This window comes from Candidatus Amarolinea dominans (assembly GCA_016719785.1).
GTDB classification, from domain to species: Bacteria; Chloroflexota; Anaerolineae; order SSC4; family Amarolineaceae; genus Amarolinea; species Amarolinea dominans.
Genome location: JADJYJ010000004.1, coordinates 171,288 through 190,335 on the forward strand (window position 1 = coordinate 171,288; position 19,048 = coordinate 190,335).

The 19,048-nt window shown below is 64.9% G+C and carries 16 protein-coding genes; 1 reads left to right on the forward strand and 15 read right to left on the reverse strand.

Annotated features, from left to right (window positions below; all coding sequences use genetic code 11):
- Window positions 1-16 precede the first annotated feature (16 nt).
- Window positions 17-814, reverse strand: coding sequence for a molybdate ABC transporter substrate-binding protein (modA, locus tag IPM84_07250; GenBank protein MBK9092564.1), 798 nt, complete (start codon window positions 812-814; stop codon window positions 17-19).
- Window positions 815-1,167: 353 nt separating this feature from the next.
- Here modA and IPM84_07255 point away from each other — a divergent pair, with 353 nt between their 5' ends.
- Window positions 1,168-2,520: a VCBS repeat-containing protein gene (locus IPM84_07255; protein ID MBK9092565.1), complete on the forward strand. Its 1,353-nt coding sequence runs from the start codon at window positions 1,168-1,170 to the stop codon at window positions 2,518-2,520.
- 80 nt (window positions 2,521-2,600) lie between these two features.
- Here the strand turns inward: IPM84_07255 and IPM84_07260 are convergent, their stop codons facing one another.
- The 14 genes from IPM84_07260 to IPM84_07325 form a co-directional block, all read right to left on the reverse strand.
- Complete coding sequence (locus IPM84_07260) at window positions 2,601-5,147, reverse strand: efflux RND transporter periplasmic adaptor subunit (GenBank protein MBK9092566.1); 2,547 nt, start codon at window positions 5,145-5,147, stop codon at window positions 2,601-2,603.
- Window positions 5,148-5,384: 237 nt separating this feature from the next.
- Complete coding sequence (locus IPM84_07265; GenBank protein MBK9092567.1) at window positions 5,385-6,314, reverse strand: ABC transporter ATP-binding protein; 930 nt, start codon at window positions 6,312-6,314, stop codon at window positions 5,385-5,387.
- Entirely contained in the window at window positions 6,311-7,294 is a 984-nt protein-coding gene (locus IPM84_07270) for an ABC transporter ATP-binding protein (protein MBK9092568.1), read from the reverse strand. Before IPM84_07270 ends, IPM84_07265 begins: the two co-directional genes overlap by 4 nt.
- Window positions 7,295-7,297: 3 nt before the next feature.
- A complete protein-coding gene (locus IPM84_07275; protein ID MBK9092569.1) occupies window positions 7,298-8,395 on the reverse strand; it encodes an ABC transporter permease in 1,098 nt (365 codons plus the stop codon).
- Window positions 8,396-8,452: 57 nt separating this feature from the next.
- Entirely contained in the window at window positions 8,453-9,769 is a 1,317-nt protein-coding gene (locus tag IPM84_07280; protein ID MBK9092570.1) for a 4Fe-4S binding protein, read from the reverse strand.
- Between the two features lie 105 nt (window positions 9,770-9,874).
- Window positions 9,875-11,287 (reverse strand): aminotransferase class V-fold PLP-dependent enzyme, encoded by a 1,413-nt coding sequence (locus tag IPM84_07285; protein ID MBK9092571.1) that lies wholly within the window; start codon window positions 11,285-11,287, stop codon window positions 9,875-9,877.
- Between the two features lie 120 nt (window positions 11,288-11,407).
- A complete protein-coding gene (locus IPM84_07290; GenBank protein MBK9092572.1) occupies window positions 11,408-11,710 on the reverse strand; it encodes a hypothetical protein in 303 nt (100 codons plus the stop codon).
- A 36-nt stretch (window positions 11,711-11,746) separates the two neighbouring features.
- Entirely contained in the window at window positions 11,747-13,273 is a 1,527-nt protein-coding gene (gene purH / locus IPM84_07295; protein ID MBK9092573.1) for a bifunctional phosphoribosylaminoimidazolecarboxamide formyltransferase/IMP cyclohydrolase, read from the reverse strand.
- Complete coding sequence (gene purN, locus IPM84_07300) at window positions 13,270-13,905, reverse strand: phosphoribosylglycinamide formyltransferase (GenBank protein ID MBK9092574.1); 636 nt, start codon at window positions 13,903-13,905, stop codon at window positions 13,270-13,272. The genes purH and purN overlap by 4 nt, the downstream gene beginning before the upstream one ends.
- Window positions 13,906-14,042: 137 nt before the next feature.
- Window positions 14,043-15,071: a phosphoribosylformylglycinamidine cyclo-ligase gene (locus IPM84_07305; protein MBK9092575.1), complete on the reverse strand. Its 1,029-nt coding sequence runs from the start codon at window positions 15,069-15,071 to the stop codon at window positions 14,043-14,045.
- 234 nt (window positions 15,072-15,305) lie between these two features.
- Window positions 15,306-16,586 carry a phosphoribosylamine--glycine ligase gene (gene purD / locus IPM84_07310; protein MBK9092576.1) on the reverse strand — a complete coding sequence of 427 codons (1,281 nt, stop codon included), beginning with the start codon at window positions 16,584-16,586 and terminating at the stop codon, window positions 15,306-15,308.
- Window positions 16,553-16,936, reverse strand: coding sequence for a nucleotidyltransferase domain-containing protein (locus tag IPM84_07315; protein MBK9092577.1), 384 nt, complete (start codon window positions 16,934-16,936; stop codon window positions 16,553-16,555). Before IPM84_07315 ends, purD begins: the two co-directional genes overlap by 34 nt.
- 61 nt (window positions 16,937-16,997) lie before the next feature.
- Window positions 16,998-18,485 (reverse strand): amidophosphoribosyltransferase, encoded by a 1,488-nt coding sequence (gene purF / locus IPM84_07320; GenBank protein MBK9092578.1) that lies wholly within the window; start codon window positions 18,483-18,485, stop codon window positions 16,998-17,000.
- A gap of 32 nt (window positions 18,486-18,517) precedes the next feature.
- Window positions 18,518-19,000 (reverse strand): AIR carboxylase family protein, encoded by a 483-nt coding sequence (locus IPM84_07325; protein MBK9092579.1) that lies wholly within the window; start codon window positions 18,998-19,000, stop codon window positions 18,518-18,520.
- Window positions 19,001-19,048: the final 48 nt, after the last annotated feature.

The following is a 19,048-nucleotide window of genomic DNA, read 5'->3' on the forward strand; positions in this document are numbered from 1 at the left end:
CTGCGGGCAGGTGTCGTCAATCAACCGGCGTAAACCCCCACTTCCTGAGGATCGCCTGACCGTCCGGCGCCAGCACCATCTGCACAAACGCGGTCGCCAGGTCGGGTTGCGCGGCCGCGCTGAGGACGGCGATAGGATAGCGCGCCACGACGTTGGCTGAGGCTGGAATCGCCAGCGTGCGCAAGGTGGGCGCGGCCACCGCGTCCGAGGCATAGACGATGGCGGCGTCGGCTTCACCCAGCTGCACTTTGGCCAGCGCCTGGCGCACGTTATCTTCGTTGGACACCAAGTTCGCCAGGACCTGCGCCTCATAGCCCGCGCCGAAGATGGCGTCGAGGTTACGCAGCAGCACGCGCGCATACTGGCCTGCGGGCACCTCCGGCGCGGCCAGCACCAGCTTCAACCCCGGCCGCGTCAGGTCGGTCAGGCTGTGTATCTGCGCCGGATTGGCGGCCGGCACGATGACCACCAGTTGGTTGGTCATGAAGATACGCACGCTGCCGGATGTCACCAGAGAGGTCGCCACGGCTTTGTCCATCTCGGCCAGGTTGGCCGCGGCGAAGACATCCGCAGCTGCGCCCTGCTCCAATTGGGTGCGCAGGTTCTGCGAGCCGCCAAAGTTGAAGACAACTCGAACGCCGGGATGCTGCGCTGCGAACGCGGCGCCGATGTCGTCGAAGGCTTCGGTCAGCGACGCGGCGGCAAAAACCACCAGCGCGGGCGGCCGTTCAGCCACGGGGCGTGCGCACGAGCCAAGCAGCAGGCAGACGGCCACGATGCCGGTCAGCCCTGGGCTGCAAAGCCCCGATCCCATCCGGGGACTCTTCATCTGGCTAACTTTCATCTGACGACTCTTCATCTGGCGAACCCTCATCTGGCGACCCTTCATCTGGCGCGGGCGCTCATTTCCCTCACCGCGACGCCGTGCCCACGCACCGGCTCGGCAGTCGTAGCATTATAGCCGAGGGCAAGCCGGCGCCCCAAATTCATTGACGCCTGTCGGTTTCGATGTTATGATGCAACCGGCAAGGGCCTACCGCGCTCTCCCAATGGGCGCGTGCGCATGCGGCTACCCTCGGCCTGTGCTACCCCAGCGAAATGGCCCGCCGGCGAGAGCGGGCGCGACACAACCACGCCGGTTGATGGCGCTCCACGTCAGGAGGAACGATGAACAGCAATATACGTAAGCGCATGGCCGCCCTACCCGGGCAGATGCGTCGTCTGAGACAAGCTTCGTTGCCGGTGGCGGTTGTGCTGGCGATCATGCTGGCCGGTTCAACGCTGGCCGCGGCCACTCGGGTGCGCTTTCGCCCACAGGTAGCGTATGAGATGGCCGGCTCAGAGCCAAAGCGCATCGTCGCGCAAGACTTCGACGGTGATGGACACCTGGACCTGGCGGTCACGTCCTACCTGGGCGAAGAGAATCTAACGGTGCTGCTGGGCAATGGCGCCGGCAATTTTGGCGACAATCAGCCGTTCAGACCGGGCATTACCGCCTGGGGTCTGGCGGCCGGCTATCTGAACAGTGACAACGTGCCCGACCTGGTGCTCACCCAAGGCGGCCATGACAGCACGCTGGTCCAGATCCACGCCGGCAACGGCGACGGCACCTTTTCACTGCTCGATACCACCACGGCCGGCCGTTTCCCCGTCGCGGTGGTCATCGGCGACTTCAACGAGGACACCTACCCCGATCTGGCCGTCGCCAACAACGTGCTCTTCGGTTTGTCGGTCATCACCGGCACGGCCCAGGGGACATTCGGCGCACCGTCACACATGCCCAATTGGGCGAATATGCAGGCCACCGACCTGGCGATGGGCGATTTCGACGGCGACAATCACCTTGACCTGGCGGTGTCGCACTACAACGGGGTGCAGACCTTCCTGGGCGCAGGCGATGGAACGTTCAGCGCGGGCAGCGCCGCCGGCAGCAATTTTCTGACCGAGGCCGTGGCCGCCGGGGATTTGAACGGGGACAGCACGCTCGACCTGGCCTCTATCGAGATCTACGGCAGCCGGTTGCTCATCAACCTGGGCACCGGCGCCGGCGCCTTCGCCGGCGCTGCGATCTATACCACCGGCAGCTTTCCCCGCGACGTGATCTTCGCCGATATGAACATGGATGGCAAGCAGGACATTGTCGTCGCCAACCAGAGCAACAACAACGTGGCGGTTTACCTGGGCAACGGCGATGGCACGCTGCGCAGCCCGCAGACCTTTACCACGGGAACGCAGCCAGGCGCCGTCAGCGCGGGAGACTGGAACGAGGATGGCTATCCCGACCTGGCCGCGCCCTACCGCAACCTGGGCGAGACACCCTGGGTCTCCATCTTGCTGCAAAGTTGTTGCGACGTCACCGGAGACGGCCAGACCACGTCCGCCGACATCGCCGCGGTCGCGCAGGCCGTGGGCGATGCCTGGAACGGTGCGCCGTACAACGGCGACCTGGACATGGCGCCAGACGGTGTGCTGGATGTGCGCGATGTCATGTTCGTCGCTGCGCACCTCGGCAGCCCGTAGCGGTCGGTCCGGGAGTCCCGAACTTGTTCGGGAAGTCCGCATCCTCAGATGCGGACTCCGCAGGATGCGGCAGCCCCCCTCTACCTGATCTGCGCGGGCATGCCAGGCTTCAACCGGTGGCCGGCGTTGTCCAGGCTGAGCTTGACGGCCAGCACCAGGTTGGCCCGGTCGGCGCTGGTCTGCACGGTCTTGGGGGTAAACTCCGCCTCGGCGGCAATCTCGCTCACGCGGGCGCTGAAAAGCTCGCCGGGATAGGCGTCCACGGTCACGGCGAAAACCTGCCCGATCTGCACCTGACCGAGCTGGCCGGCCGGCACGTAGACCCTGAGACTGACCCGGTCGAGATCAGCCAGGCGCAGGAGCACCGCGCCCGGCACGGCCAGTTCCCCCAGGCGCGCCGCCTGCTCCAAGATGACGCCTGTGCGCGGCGCGGTCAGCGTCAGTCGGGCCAAGCGGCTGTGGATGGTAGTCAGGGCGGTCTCGGCCTGGTTGACTTGCGCCTGGGCCACCTCAACCTCGGTGGCGCGCGGCCCGGCCTGGGCCGCGGTCAGCCGCGCCGCGGCCACCTGCACGGCGGCCTCGGCCTGCCGATACGCGGCCTGCGCCGCGTTGGCCTGCGCCTGTAGGGCCAGGGGGTTGGCGCGCAGGGCCTGCAGCAGGGCCAGTTGACGCCGGACGCCGGCCAGCTCGGCCGCGACCGCGGCCTGATTGGCCTGCGCCGCGTCCAATTGCCTGGCCGCGGCTTGCGCACGGGTGCGGTCGTCATCCGTCGCCACGTGACGAAGAGCTTCGTCGCGCTGGATTTCCGCGGTCTTGACGCCTGCCTGCGCCGCGTCTACCTGCTGCACCCACAGCGCGACCTGGCGCCCGGCCGCGGCCACGCGGCTGTTCAGTTCCAACGGCTGCGTGATCACCGCCTGCACTGACCGCCAGACGGTGTACGCGCCGTCACGGCCGGCCTGCGCTTGCGCCAGCTCGGCCTGCGCCACCGCGATGGCTTCGAGCCGCGGCGGCGCAGAGATATGCGCCAGGTTCGCCTGGGCCGTGGCCAGCGCAGCGTCCGCCTGATTCTCTTGCGCCAGCAACCAGGTGCGATCCAATTCGATCAACGTGGCGCCCTGCGTGACGGTCATTCCCTCGGCGGCATGGAGCGCGACGATGCGCCCGCCCAGCTCGCTCGTCAGCGCCAGCACATCCGCTTCGATGGCGCCTGAGCCTTGCACGCCCGCGCCGCTGCCTGCGCGCGCTGCCGGCTGGCGGTCAGCCGGCCCCGGGCCGGCGTCAGCGCCAAAGCCCACATCAAAACTTACCTCTGCGCCCATGCCCGGCTTCAGGGCATGGGCCGGGTTGCTGATGCGCAGGCGCACGGCAAAGACCGTTTGCGCACGCTCATTTTGCGTCTGCACATTCTTGGGCGTGAACTCGGCCCGGTCAGCGATCCAGGCCACCTCCGCGCGAAACGGGGCGTCCGGGAACGCATCGGCCCACACGGTGATGGCCTCGTCCAGATGCACCGCGCCCATGCTCGGCTCCGGCACATAGACGACCAGGTCAACCGTGTCGAGATTGCCCAGGCGCAGCAGGGTCACGCCGGGCATGGCGGTCTCACCCACGTGTGTACTCATCTCCAGCACCTGGCCGGCCGCGGGCGCGACCAGTGTGTACTTGGGGCGCAGGGCTGCCAGGGCCGCAGATGCGGCGCGGGCCTGCGCCACCCCGCGTTGGGCCACGTCGCGTTGGGTGGATGATGCGCCGGCCTGCATCTGCGCCAGCGCGGCCTGCGCCACCGGCACGGCCGCCGCGGCTTGCCGATAGCCGGCCTCCGCCTGCGCCACCTGGATGGCCGCGCCCTGCGGGTTCTGACGCACGGCCAGGAGACTGGTCAGGGCCTGCTGTGCAAGATCGCGCGCGGCGCCGGCCCGATTGAGATTGGCCCACGCGCTCCAGACATCGGCCGTCGCCAGGTTCCAGTTTATGTCAAGCTGATGTTTGACGGCATCCCCCACGACCGGCGAATCGCCGATCGTGGCTACCTGGCGCTGGCGGACGCTGGCCAGCAGCTCGGCCGCGTCCTTCAGCGCCGTGGCCTGCAAGAGGCGCCCCTCCGCCACCGCCACCTGGCTACGGGCGTTGGCGATCTGCAGATCAAGCTCTTGCGGGTTGGCCTGCAAGGTCAGGGCATCCTGCCAGGCTTGCCAGGCGCCATCCCGCCGCGTCTCCGCCAGCGTCACGGCCGCGGCGGCCACATGCATCTCCTCGGCCCTGGCCCCGGCCTCGATGCGCGCCAGTTGGGCCTGCGCCACGGCCACCGCCGCGTCGGCTTCGGCCAGTTGGGCAGCCAGCAGGGTCGTGTCAATCTCAAGCAGGGGTTGGCCGGCGGACACGGTGTCACCGGCGCCAACCAGCACGCGCGCAATTTCACCGCTGACTTCGCCGGCGACGGCCACGGTGGGGGCTTCGATGAAGCCGGATGCCCGCCGGTCACTCGCCGCCGGTCCGGCCACCGTCAGACCCAACCGGCTCAAGGCGGCTGGGATCAAAGCAGGGTGCTGCCAGGCATACCACGTGCTGCCCAGCAGCACCAGCAGCATGATGCCCAAAGCTGGGCGCAGCAAACGATTTTTCATAAAGCAACTCCGCGTTTTCGTAACAACTCAGCCTGCCCCCGGCATCGGATGAATCCAACGCCTGATACCCCTGGAAACCCGCGGAAGCGGGTTGCGGGCGGCGTTTCGAACCTGCTTCAGCAGGTTTCCGCCATTTCAGCCGCCGATTTCAATCGTTGGCGACGGATGGCTGAGTAGTTACGCGTTTTCTGCGAAAACGCCTCCGGACCGCATGGCGCCGCAATCCGGCGGATTGCGTTACACGTGCCGCGCACCACCAACGCTGGCAATAAAAACGTCTTCCAGCGAGGGGGGGATGACGGCCAGGGCCAGCACGTGGACGCCGGCGGCGGTCAGCGTCTGCGTCACCACGGCTTGTCGGGCCGCGGCGTCAGGCGTGATCACATGCAATTGCGCGCCATAGAGCGCCACTTCTTCGAAAATCCCCAGCCTGCGCAGCGCCACCACAGCCGCATCGGGCTGATCGCAGGTGACTTCCAGGACCTGGCTGTGCATCTGCGTCTCTTTGATCTCCTGCGGTGAGCCGCTGGCAACGAGGCGCCCGCGCTGAATGAACGCCAGCGCCTGGCAATTCTCGGCCTCATCCATGTAGTGGGTGGTCACCAAAATAGTCACGCCGGCGGCAGCCTGCTCATAGAGCAGGTTCCAGAACGTGCGGCGGGAGAGGGGATCAACACCGGCAGTCGGCTCATCCAGGAAGAGCATCTCCGGCTCGTGCAGCATGGCCGCGCCCAGGGCCAGGCGCTGCTTCCAGCCGCCGGAGAGGTGGCGCGTGAGGGTGCGCTGGCGCCCGACCAGGCCCGCCATCGCCAGAATATCCGCTTTGCGCTGCCGCAGCCGCGCCCCGCGCACGCCGTAGACGCCGGCGTAGAAGTTCAGATTCTCGTCCACCGTCAGGTCGTTGTACAGGCTGAATTTCTGGCTCATGTAACCGATGCGCTGGCGCAGGGTTTCGGCCTGACGCTGCACGTCAAGCCCCAACACCGTGGCGCTGCCTGCGCTGGGGCGCAGCAGACCGAGCAGCATACGGATGGTGGTGGTCTTACCCGCGCCGTTGGGGCCTAGAAAGCCAAAAATCTGCCCGCGTGGCACCTCGAACGAGATGTCGTCCACCGCCACAAAATCGCCAAAACGTTTGCTCAGTTGATCCACCTTCACCGCGATCATGCTGTTCCCTCGCCAAGTCCCTGCTGCCGGCGGATCAGCCAGATGAAGGCTTGCTCCATGCGGGCGGTGGTGGTGCGCAAGCCGGCCGGCTCGATGCCGTGACTGCGCAGGGCCTGGGCCACCACGGGCATGCCACGCGCCGCATCTTCCACGATGATGTGCAGCAGGTTGCCGTAGGTTTGCACCTCGATGACGCCGGGCAGGCTATGCACCAGCGCCTCGGCGCGGCGGATCAGGTTGACGCCCTGGCCGGCGCCCTGCGGGCAGACCTCGATGATCTCACCGGTCACCAGGCGCTTGATCTCGGCGGGTGTGCCGCTGACCACCAGGCGTCCTTCGTACATCAGGCCGATGGCGGAGCAGCGTTCAGCTTCATCCATGTAGGGCGTGCTGATCACCATCGTCACCCCTTGCAGGTGCAACTGGGACAGAATATCCCAAAACTCGCGCCGCGCCAGCGGATCCACCCCGGTCGTCGGTTCGTCGAGCAGAAGGATGTCGGGCTGATGGATGAGCGAGCAAGCCAGGGCCAGCTTCTTCTTCATGCCTCCGGAAAGCTGACTGGCGCGGCGCTGCGTAAATTCGGTCAGGCGGGCGAAGTGGAGCAGGCGCTCGATGCGCTCACGGCGCACGCGACCACGCACGCCGCAAATGTCGGCGAAGAAATCGAGGTTCTCCTGTACGCTCAGGTCGCCATACAGGCGAAATTCCTGCGCCATGTAGCCGATACGCTCCTTGATCGGCTGCGCCGCGGTCATGGTATCGAAACCGGCCACTGTGACCCAACCGGTCGTCGGCGCCAGGATGGTTGCCAGCATGCGCAGCGTGGTCGTTTTGCCGGCGCCATCTGGCCCCACCAGCCCAAACACCGCCGCGCGCGCGATGGTCAAATCGAGACCGGTCACCGCGACGATGGAGCCGAAGGCACGGCCAAGATTTTTGGCGACGATCACGGGGTCAGCGACTGCGACAGCGGGCATCGTCTACTCCAGGCGTTTGCGAAAACGAACGGTGGCGAGGGTCAGGATGCCGACGCTGAACAGGCCCAGGATGATGACCTCACGCCAGAGCATGTCCAGCCCGACGCCTTTGAGGACCACCGACCGAATGATGGTCAGCAGGTAGCGCAGGGGCACGAACTGGCTGACGAACTCCAGGGGCGCGGGCATGGCTTCCAGGGGAAAGATGTAGCCGGCCAGAAAAATGGAGGGCAGGAAGAAGAAGTAGGTTAACATCATGGCTTCTTGCTGAGTGTGCGCAATCGTTGAGATCAGCAGGCCCAGGGCCAGGGACGAGATCATGGCGAAAGCGATCAGGAACAGCAGTAGGGTCACGCTGCCGTGAATGGGCACCTGGAACCAGAGGACGGCCAGGACCAGAACCGCACAGGTGTTGATGAAGACGATCAAGGCGTAGGGTGTCACCTTGCCCAGGATCATCTCGACCGGGCGCACGGGGGTGACGATCAACTGCTCCATGGTGCCTTGCTCGCGCTCGCGCACGATGGCGAGGGCCGTGGTCATCATGGAGAGCATCTGCAGGATGATGCCGACCAGGCCGGGCACCATGTAATTGGCGCTGCGCATCTCCGGGTTGTACCAGACACGCGGGCGCACATCAACGCCAGGCTGCTCTTGGCGGTCACTGTGCAATAGTTCTGTCAACACCTGAAGCGAGAATGCCTGACCCACGCTCTGTGCGGAGGCAAAAGCGGTGTTGGCAATGGCCGGGTCCGAGCCATCAATGATAAACTCGATGGCCGGCCGCTCGCGCCTGGTTAGGGCTGTGCCGAAGCCGGGAGGAATGACGATGCCGGTGCGCACTTCGCCGCGGTCTATCAGGCGCCCCAGGGCCTGACGATCGGCCGGATAGATGACAATGTCGAAGTAGTTGGAGGCCTGGTAAGTGGCAATCAGGTCGCGGCTCTGCGCGGATCGGTCGAGATCGAGGACGGCCGTCGCCAGGTGCTCGACGTTGGTGTTGGCCGCATAGCCCAGCAGGATCAGTTGCACGATGGGAATGGCAAACAGCGTGGTCAACGTGCGCCGATCCCGAAACATGTGGCGAAACTCCTTGCGCATCAGCGCCAGAGTACGAAATACCACTGCCGTCTTTCTCCGATTTACACGATGCGTTAATTACTGAACATCCGCGCTGGCCGGGCCGGCCGCCAGTTTGATGCCGCGCACGACGGTGTCAAGGAAAATGGAGCGCAGCGGTTTGATGGCCAGGGCCGCTTTATACGGCGGTGATTTCTCCAGGACCTGGATGATGCGACCGACGGCCTGATAGCCCAGCCCTTCTGTGTTGTCCAGGATCAAGTCGGCGAGCTTGCCGCGCTCGATGGCCATGGCCACCATGCGATCGAAGGTGGACTCCGGCGTGAAGACGCGGCGCGGCCGTGGGTTCATGGAGAGCGCGCCGTGGCGGCAGGCGCTGTAGCAGACGCCGCAGCCCAGGCAGAGATCGGCATTACGGACGGCCCAGCGCTTGCGCCGGTTGGTCAACTGCTGTTCCTCGATGGTGATGGCGTTGACCGGGCAGACTTTGGCGCAGCGGCCGCAGCCGTTGCAGTGGCTGAGGTCAATGTCGCTGATCCAGTTCGAGGTGACGATGGCGCCGCGCAGGTCGAAGCGGCGAATGGCGTTCATCATGCCGCAGCAGTCACCGCAGCAGTTGCAGATGTAGCCGACGTTGCGCTGCACATTGTCGGCCGTCTGCGCCAGTCCATTGACTTTTGCCAGCTCCAGGATGTCCATGGCCTCGCTATTGGTGATACGCTCGGCCACGCCGTTGCGCACGAGCGTTTTGGCGCCGTAGTTGAACGACAGGCAGGTGCGCTGCGGCCGGCCGCAGTCTTCGTTCAGGTGGCTGGCATGATGCCGGCAGGCGCACAAGGAGACGGCGGCATCGGTCGCCGTTTTGACAATCGTGCTGGCCCGCTCCCAGTCCAGAATTTCGACGTGCTGACCGCTGACGTCAGCCGGCAGCGCCTCTTCACGCACCAGCGAGCGTCCGATCTGGGTTTCGTGCTGAAAGATCGCGCGTGCGAAGCGATCATCCTCTTTGAAGTAGGCATCGAACAGGCGCGCCAGTTCGGGCAGCGGGGCGTCCGGGCGCAGGCGCATGAAGGTGAATTCGAAGAAGCCAATGACAACCGGCGCCAGCGAGAAGTAACGTTGGCCGTGGCGTTCGATGTCAATGACGCAGCCGCGCTCCGCCATGCCGCTCAGGATGTCGAGCAACTCGGCTTCGGGTAGATGCAGCTTGCGGGAAAGGTCCGTCAGCCCGGTGAAGTTGGTCGGCAGTTGACGGGCGATCTCGGCATCGGTCGGGGAGAAGAGGAGCTTGAGGATTTGCATGAAAGCCGGTGTTTCCGGCGCGCCGGTGACATTGCGATCCAGGCGCTGCTGCAGCAGGTGGTAGGATCGGTCGGGATTGACGATGTGACCCATGACATTCTCCTTCGAAGCGCAATCCATACGAACGGCCTCACCTCAACCCCCGGCCGCTTGCGTCGTGGGCGCTGCAATCCGGAGAATTGCGGTACAAGGCTATTTTTAGGTCAGAAACGACCTGAAATCGGGCTGCCAGCCACTGGGCACATAGTCGCCAGAAGTCTGATCTTGCACGTAATGACCCTTGTAGTCGCCGCGGGCGATTTTGCTCAACGCTTCCAGCAGGTAATCCACTTCGGCCAGGGTGTTGTACAGGCCAAAACTGATGCGCACCAGTCCCGGCATATGGGCGCGGTCATGGGCCAGCATCTCATCGCGCACCTGCTGCGTCTGCGCCGCGTCGAGGCCCAGGAGGTGCAGGATGTACGGATGCGCACAGAAACAGCCGTTGCGCACACCGATGCCGAATTCGTGGCCCAGGATGGAAGCTACCAGAAAATGCTGTACGTGGCGCACGTTGAACGGAATGACGCCCAGGCGCGTGGCTGCGCGTGCAGGGTCAGTGTCGCCGATGATTTCGAGGCCCTCAACCTGGGACAAGCGACGCAAGGCATAGGTCGTCAACTCGGCCTCGTGGCCGGCCACGTTGTCCATGCCCACCGTTTGCAGTTGCTCGATAGCTGTCGCCAGCGCCACCGCGCCCACGACGTTGGGGCTGCCGGCTTCGTCCCGCTCCGGCGGATCGCTCCACCAGACGCCATCCTCGGTGACGATCTCCACCGTGCCGCCGCCGCGCACATCGGGAGCACCCTGGGCAAAGGTGTCACGCCGGCCGATCAGGGCGCCGGTGCCGAAGGGCGCATAGAGCTTGTGCGCGGACAGGGCCACGTAGTCGAAATGACCGGGGTCGTCCAGGCTGCCCATGGTAATCGGACGGTGCGGCGCCAGTTGCGCGATGTCGAGCAAAAACTGCGCGCCCGCGGCATGGGCTTGCGCGGCCAGGCGCGGCGCCGGATTGATGATGCCGGTCACGTTGCTGCCGCCGGTGATGGCCACCAGCGCCACTCGCCCGGCATACTGCGCCAGCTTGCGCTCATAATCGGCCTCATCCAGGCTGCCATCTGGCTTGATGGCGACATGGACGACGTTGGCCACGGCCCGATAGGGCAGATCGTTGGAGTGATGCTCCATCATGGAGACCAGGATGGTGTCACGTCCCGGTGCAAATGGCAGACGCCGCGCCAGCTTGTTCAGCGCCTCGGTGGCATTCTTGCCAAAGATGCAGACGTGGGTGTGAGGGTCCGCGCCAACAAAGCGCAGCGTCGCCCGGCGAGCATCCTCGTAGGCGAACGTTGCCAGTTGGCTCTTGAAGCCGCTGCCGCGGTGGACAGAGGAATACCACGGCAAGAAACGATTGACCGCAGCCGTGACCGCCCGCAGCGGCGGCGTGGAAGCCGCGTTGTCGAAATTGACATAGGTACGCGTGCTGCCGTCCAGCAGGGGCACTTGTTGTTCTACATCGAACAGCCGGCGCCAGTCATGGCTCTGACCGGTCGCGGCATCTGTGACCGCCATGGTTCACAACCTTTCCGGGCAATGCTGAACGATGAAAGCTGAATGAGGAATGTTGCACCCCCGGCGTTTTCGCAGAAAGCGCCAAGCATTCAGCTCTGAGCATTCAGCATTCAGCATTCCTCACTCTTCTGCTTCCTCGTCGCCCTCTTCCAGCCACTCCAGGGTGATCGGCTGACCCCAGGCGATGTCTTCGTAGCTCACTTCGGCGGCTTCGTCAACCAGGTCCTCATCGCCGTAGTAATTGATGTCGTCGTTGCTATCCACGTAGACCAGGACACTTGGCTTATCTTGTGCGAGGATCCAGTCATTTTCTTCGACCGCGTCCCACAGTTCCTCTTCGCCGAAATCTTCGACGTCATCCATCTCCACGGCCACGAGTATGAATTTCTCGTACACCGCCACACCATGACTTGTCGTAAACATCTTTCCCCCTTTTGCTTCGAGATTTGCAATTCCTATCTAATGCTTGAAATGCCTCACCCCGGTGAAGCACATCGCCAGCCCCAGGCGGTCCGCCGCGGCGATCGTCTCCGCGTCGCGCATGGAGCCGCCGGGTTGAACCACGGCAGTGCAACCGGCCGCGGCCGCGGCCTCCACGCCATCGGGGAACGGGAAGAAGGCGTCTGATCCGACCACCGCGCCTTTGGCCCGCTCTCCGGCCTTTTGGCTAGCCAGGCGCACCGAGTCCACGCGGCTCATCTGCCCGGCTCCCACCCCCACCACCTCGTTGGCCGTGGTGAAGACGATGGCGTTCGACTTGACGTGTTTACTCACGCGCCAGGCGAAGTCCAGCGCGGTCATTTCGTCTGCCGTCGGCTGGCGCTGCGTCACCACCTGCCAGGTGTTTGCCGGCTCGATCGTGTCATCAGGCGTCTGCACCAGCAGCCCACCATGAACGGTGCGCATGGCGTAGGGCAGGACCGCCTCCGGTTTGACCTCCAGCACGCGCAGGTTCTTCTTGCGCTTGAGCGCCTTCAGCGCCTCTGGTTCGTACGCCGGCGCAGCCAGCACTTCGACGAACAGTGCGCCGATAGCTGCGACGGTTGCCAGGTCCAGCGGGCGATTGACGGCAATCACGCTGCCAAACGCGCTGACCGGATCGGCCGCCAGGGCCAACTGATACGCCTCGACCAGGCTGTCGGCGCTGGCCAGGCCGCAGGGGTTGGTGTGCTTGATGATGGCCACCGTCGGCCGGGAAAACTCTTGCGCCATGCCCCAGGCAGCGTCAAGGTCCACGTAATTATTATAACTCATTTCCTTCTCACCGCTTAGTTGGGACAGGGCACGCGCGGCATCGGGCCAGCGGTAGAAGCCGGCGCGCTGATGGGGATTTTCGCCGTAGCGCAACACCTGCGCCAGCTCGGCGCTCAGCGTCAGCACGGCCGGGAAAGTATCGGCGCCCTCGACCTGGCGACCCAACCAGGTGGCAATCGCGGCATCGTACGCGGCCGTGTGGCGGAAGGCCTTCAGCGCCAGGTGACGCCGCGTCTCGGCCGGCACGGCCTCGCTCTTCTCTACATGCAGCGCCACGGTCAGATAGTCTTGTGGATCGCACAACACCGTGACCGACTCGAAGTTCTTGGCCGCGGCCCGCAGCAGGGTGACGCCGCCGATGTCAATCTCCTCGATGGCCTCGGCCTCGGTCACGTCGGCGCGGGCCACGGTGCGGGTGAACGGGTACAAATTACACACCACCAGGTCGAACGGCTGCATCCCCTGCTTGCGCAGATCGGCCAGGTGCTGCGGCGTGCGGCGGGCGAGGATGCCGCCGTGAATAGCAGGGTGCAGGGTCTTGACGCGGCCGCCCAGCATTTCAGGAAAATGTGTGACCTCTTCAACCGGGGTGCAGGGCAGATCGGCCTGCGTCAAGGCGCGCGCGGTGCCGCCGCTGGCCACAAGCTCAACCCCTTGCGCGACCAGAATGCGCGCCAGGTCGAGCAGCCCTGACTTGTCGTACACGCTCAGTAGAGCACGTTGAATCGTCATGAAGAAATATATCTCCTTTGGGGGCGAGTTGCCAGCCAGCGCTGAACGGCGCGCACCAGCAGGGTGTGTTCGTGGGCGTGCAGCCGTTTGGCGAAATCATGGAACTGGTCACGGGGATCAAAGGGCACAACGACAAAATCAAGCACGGGACCGGCGTCTACCTCCGGTACGACGCCATGCACCATCGCGCCGCTGACTTCGATTTCGCCGGCCTGGTAGGCCGCGAACGCGCGCTCGATGGCGTGCGTGCCCGGAAACTGACCGGGTAGAGCCGGGTGCAGATTGATGAGACAATCGGCGAAGGGGGTGATGAAAATCGGCGTCAAGACCTGCATCCAGCCCGCGCACACGATCAGATCGGGCTGAAAACAACTGATCAGCGCCGCCAGGTCGCGATCATAGGTTTCACGCGGCAGGCCCTGATCGCTGTACGGTTTGAGCGGGAAGTAGAGGGTGGGCACGCTGGCCTGCTGCGCCCGCACCAGCCCGTACGCGTCACGTCGGTTGGAAACCACGGCCGCCACCCGCGCCGGCAAACGACCGTCCTGACAGGCGTCGAGCAGGGCCTGCAGATTGCTGCCGCTGCCTGAAATCAGAACGACCAGGCGGGCCAGGGACACTGTTTCAGACATGGCTTCCCCTCACAACAAGCCGCCGAATGAATTCGGGATGCAAGGCGTGCCGCCGCCATGTCGGCCTGCGCCGGCCGGCATCGCGTCCACGCAGGTGGGCGCCCGGCGGAACGCCCACCAGGCGCGATTTCAATCGCTCAAGCGATGATGACACGCGGCCCGGCGCCCGACCAGGGCATCACACGACCGATAATGTAGGCATCCGCGCCCAGGGCCTGGCGCACAGCAGCAACGGCGTCTGGCGCGACCACGATGACCATGCCAACGCCCATGTTGAAGGTGCGGAACATGTCGTCGTCCGGCACCTCACCCAAACGGCGGATCAGCTCAAAGATGGGCGGCGCGGGCCAGGCGCCGGCTTCGATCCCTGCGCCCAGGCCAGCGGGCAGGCTGCGCGGCACATTGTCCAGCAACCCGCCGCCGGTGATGTGCGCCATCGCTTCGATGACCACCCCGGCCGCCCAAAGTCGCTCCACCTCCGGCAGGTAGCAGCGATGGACCAGCAGCAGCGCGTCGCCGATGCTGCGCCCGGAGCCCAACTCCGGGTGCGGCGCGGCCCAATCCAAGCCGGCAAGCACGCGCCGCGCCAACGAAAAGCCGTTGGTATGCAAGCCATTGCTGAGCAGGCCCATCAGCACGTCGCCCACCTGCACGTCGCGGCCATCCACGATGCGGCTGCGCTCGACCACGCCGACGATCGTGCCGGCGACATCGAACTCGCCTGCCTGATAAACGCCGGGCATCTCGGCCGTTTCGCCGCCCAGCAGCACACAGCCCACGGCCCGGCACGCGTCCGCCATCCCGGTGACTACGGCCGCCACTTCTGCCGGCGCCAGCCGGCTGGCCGCGATGTAATCGAGAAAAAAGAGCGGCCGGCCGCCCTGCACCAGAATGTCGTTGACACAATGATTGACCAGGTCCGCGCCGATGGTGTCAAAACGCTGCATCTGCGCGGCCACCTTGACCTTGGTGCCCACCCCATCGGTAGAGGCCACCAACACCGGCGCGGTCATCGTCTGCAGCGCCGCCGCGTCGAACAACCCGCCGAACGCACCGATGCCGGCCAACACAGCCGGGGTATACGTGGCCTGCACGGCCGCCCTCATCAGCGCCACCGCCCGATTGCCCGCCTCGATGTCAACCCCCGCGTCTTGATACGTCGTCATCTCATTCCTGCCTCAGCCAAAGAGAGATCAGGGATCAGAGACCAGAGACCGGGTGTGTGGAAGGCGGAAGTTTCCCGGTCCTGAGTCTCCAATCTCCGATCTCCAATCTCCGATCTCCGCTCTCCAATCTCCACCCTTTGCCACGAATGACGCCCATTGACACAGGGACAATTCGTGAGAATTCGTGTAATTCGTGGCAAAAAACTCCTTGCGCTCTCCGATCTCCGATCTCCCTCAACTCCCAATATCTCTCCTAAAATGCATTCCCTCGAAATGAATCTGCTCCATCCCGCCATAGGCGCGACGCCGGGCTTCATCGAAGTCCGCGCCGGCGCCGGTGACGGCCAGCACGCGGCCGCCGTGGGTTAGCAGGCGTTCGCCCTCGCGCCGGGCGCCGGCCTGAAAGACCTGTACGCCCGGCAGGGCGTTGGCCGCTTCCACGCCGGTGATGGGATCGCCCTGCGGATACGCGCCAGGATAGCCGGCCGCGGCCGCGACGACGGTGACGGCTGCGCCCGCCTTCCAGCGCAGCTTGCACGCGGCCAGGCGCCCGTCCAGGCAGGCGTCGAAGACATCCAGCAGGTCGTTTGCGAGCAGAGGCAGAATGACCTGGGTTTCGGGGTCGCCGAAGCGCACGTTGAACTCCAGCACGCGCAGGCCAGCCGGCGTGAGCATCAGCCCGGCGTAGAGCACGCCCACAAACGGAGTACCCTGGGCCGCCAGTCCATCCAGCGCGGGCTGCAGCACGGTGCGCACGGTTTGATCTACCAGGGCTGCGGTCAGGCGGGGCGCGGGTGCGAAAGCGCCCATGCCGCCGGTGTTCGGTCCGCGGTCGCCATCGGCCACGCGCTTGTGATCCTGCGCCGGCAGCATCGGCGCCACCGTCGTGCCATCACAAAAGGCCAACAGCGACACCTCCGATCCAACCAGGCGCTCCTCGATCACAATCAGGTCGCCGGCCTCGCCGAACACGCGGGCGCGCAGCATATCGAACACGGCCTGCTCCGCGTGCAGCATGTCATCGCAGACGATGACCCCCTTGCCCGCGGCCAGACCGCTGGCCTTCACCACCAACGGTCGCTCGACCTGGCGCACATACTCAAGCGCAGCCTCGTAGTCATCGAAAATGGCATAGCCGGCCGTGGGGATACCGGTTTCCCACATGAAGTCCTTGGCAAAGGCTTTGGAGCTTTCCAACTGCGCGGCGGCTTGGGTGGGGCCAAAGATGCGCAGTCCCGCGGCCTGAAAGAGGTCTACGATGCCGGCTGCCAGGGGCGCCTCAGGGCCAACGACGGTCAAATCCACCGCGTGGCTCTGCGCGAACGCCAGCAGCGCAGGGCCATCCGCGGCGTCGAGCGCCACATTCTGAATGACGCCAACGAGGTCCGTGCCTCCGTTGCCCGGCGCCACCCAAATCTGTCCGACGTGCGCTGACTGCGCCAGCTTCCAGGCCAGGGCATGTTCACGCCCGCCGGAACCAATCAGCAGAATCGTGCGCTTGGCGGCGTCATCCATAAGCTTACTCCGTCTTGCTCGATGTTGCGCGTCAACAGAAGTCCCTGGCTGCGCATTTTGGCATAGATCGCGGCTTCTTTGATGATCGGTGATATTACGACGTTATACTCCAATTCGACATCACACGCGATATCAACGATCTCGTTCCAGTAGCGCCGATACTCACCGCTGCGCATCGAAACAACGACCAAAACATCAAGGTCGGATTCGCTGTTGAAATCGCCTCGCGCCTTCGAACCGAAGAGCACCACACGCTCCAAGTCGCCGCCGTAACGCTGGTGCAGGCGTCTAACCAGCGCACCTAGTGCAGCGCGTTCGTGTCGTGCAAGGTGTGTCTTTTTGGCTGACATCTGACATCTCCGCTTGCCAATCCTGAGCATGATACCTGAAATGATTATACGCCACAGCGCGTCAAACAACAACTTGCCCGTTGCGCTTGGCCCACCATTCCTCCAGGCGCACGGGGTACTGACCGGTGAAGCAGGCGCGGCAAAAGCCGGCCTGTGAGGTCTGGCCTGCGTGAATCGCGGCCATCATGCCGTCGTGCGACAGATAGGCCAGGCTGTCTGCGCCGATGATCTCGCAAATCTCGGCGACAGTTTTGGAGGCGCCGATGAGCTGCTCGCGCGTCGCCATGTCAATGCCCATGAAGCACGGATGCTGCACCGGCGGTGACGACACCCGCACGTGTACCTCGGCCGCGCCGGCCTGGCGCAGGAGCTGCACCAGCGGCCCGGCGGTGTTGCCGCGCACGATCGAATCATCCACCATGACGACGCGCTTGCCAGCCAGATTGGCCGGCAGCGGGTTGTACTTCAACGCAATGCCGGCCTTGCGCAGACGGTCATCGGGCTGGATGAAGGTGCGTCCGATGTAACGATTCTTGGTGAAACCTTCACTGAACGGAATGCCCAACGCCTGCGCATAGCCAATCGCGGCCGGCGTGGAGGAATCAGGCACACCAACCACCACATCGGCGTCAGCGACCGGCGCCTCGCGGGCCAGTTCGCGGCCCAACTGCTGGCGCACCTGGTGGACCGTCTGGTTGTCAATCGTCGAATCAGGGCGGGCGAAGTAGACCAGCTCGAAGATGCAGAACGCGCGTGGCTCCGGCCGGCGACCCTGGGTGGATGTCATCCCCTGGCGGTCCAGGCGCACGATCTCGCCCGGCTCCACATCGCGCACATACGCCGCGCCGATGGTCGCCAGCGCGCACGATTCAGAGGCCGCGATCCAGCCGGCGCCATGACCGTTCAGGTCGAGGCGTCCCAGGCACAGCGGCCGCAACCCCCACGGGTCGCGCACCGCGAAGACTGCGTCGCGGGTCAGAATGGTGAGGGAATAGGCGCCTTCCGCGCGCTGCATGAACGCGGAGATGCGATCCTCCCACGTGCCGGCCGGCATGAGGCGAGCGAATGGACTGCCGGCGCCGGAGGGGGTGGCCGCGGCCAGCAGTTGGGTGATGACCTCGCTGTCGCTGCTGGAGGTCAGGCCGACCCCGCGTTCCAGCATGTCGCGGCGCAGGGTCAGCGCATTGGTCAAATTGCCGTTGTGCGCCACGCCGAGCGGCCCGTGGATGGTTTCGATCAGGTAGGGTTGGGCATTGCGCAGAAACGAGCCGCCGGTGGTGGAGTAGCGGGTGTGACCAATCGCCAGGTGCCCTTGCAGGGGCGCCAGGTTGTGCTCATCGAACACCTGGGCCACCAAACCCATGCCCTTGTGCAAGGCTGCTGCGTTGCCATCACTCACCGCAATGCCCGCGCTCTCCTGCCCGCGGTGCTGCAAGGCGTACAGGCCAAAAAAAGTGAGGCGGGCCACGTCTGCGCCGGGCGCACAGACGCCAAAGACCCCACACGCATCGCTAAACTTGTCGCTACTCAACTCATCTACATCGTTCATAAAACGACACTCGTTCTCCAAAAGCCGGGTTTCTAACGCAAGTCCCGGTCGTCGGCTTCGATGGTGGCGCGCAAGGCGGCCTGATAGGCGAAGACGCGCTCGCGCAGGTCCTCATGTCCAAGCGCCAGAATCTTGGCGGCCAACAGCGCGGCTGCCTCTGGCTCCAGCACGGTAGCCGGCGCCACACCGCTGGGCATGCGCAGGCTGGAGTAGATGTCCGCGCCGCCAAAACGGTCCGCGTAGGGCGGGCAGGCGATGACGGGCGCGGTCACATTGGCATCTACAAACCCACTGAGCGCATTCGAGCGACCGGCGATCGTGATGTACACCTTGGAGCGAGGATCGGCTTCGTAGTGTTCCAGAATGTGGAGGACGTGCAGGGGCGCCTTGTGCGCGGAACCGACGCGCAGTTCGCTGTGAATGCCGAGCGCAGTCAGCGCCCTGGCAATGGCCTGCGCGTGGCTCAAATCCGCTTTTGACCCCATGATGATGGGGACGATGATGTCATGGCTCATGCCCTTGTCCTCCGAGTGTCGTGCGATCAGCGCGGCTGTGGCGTCAGG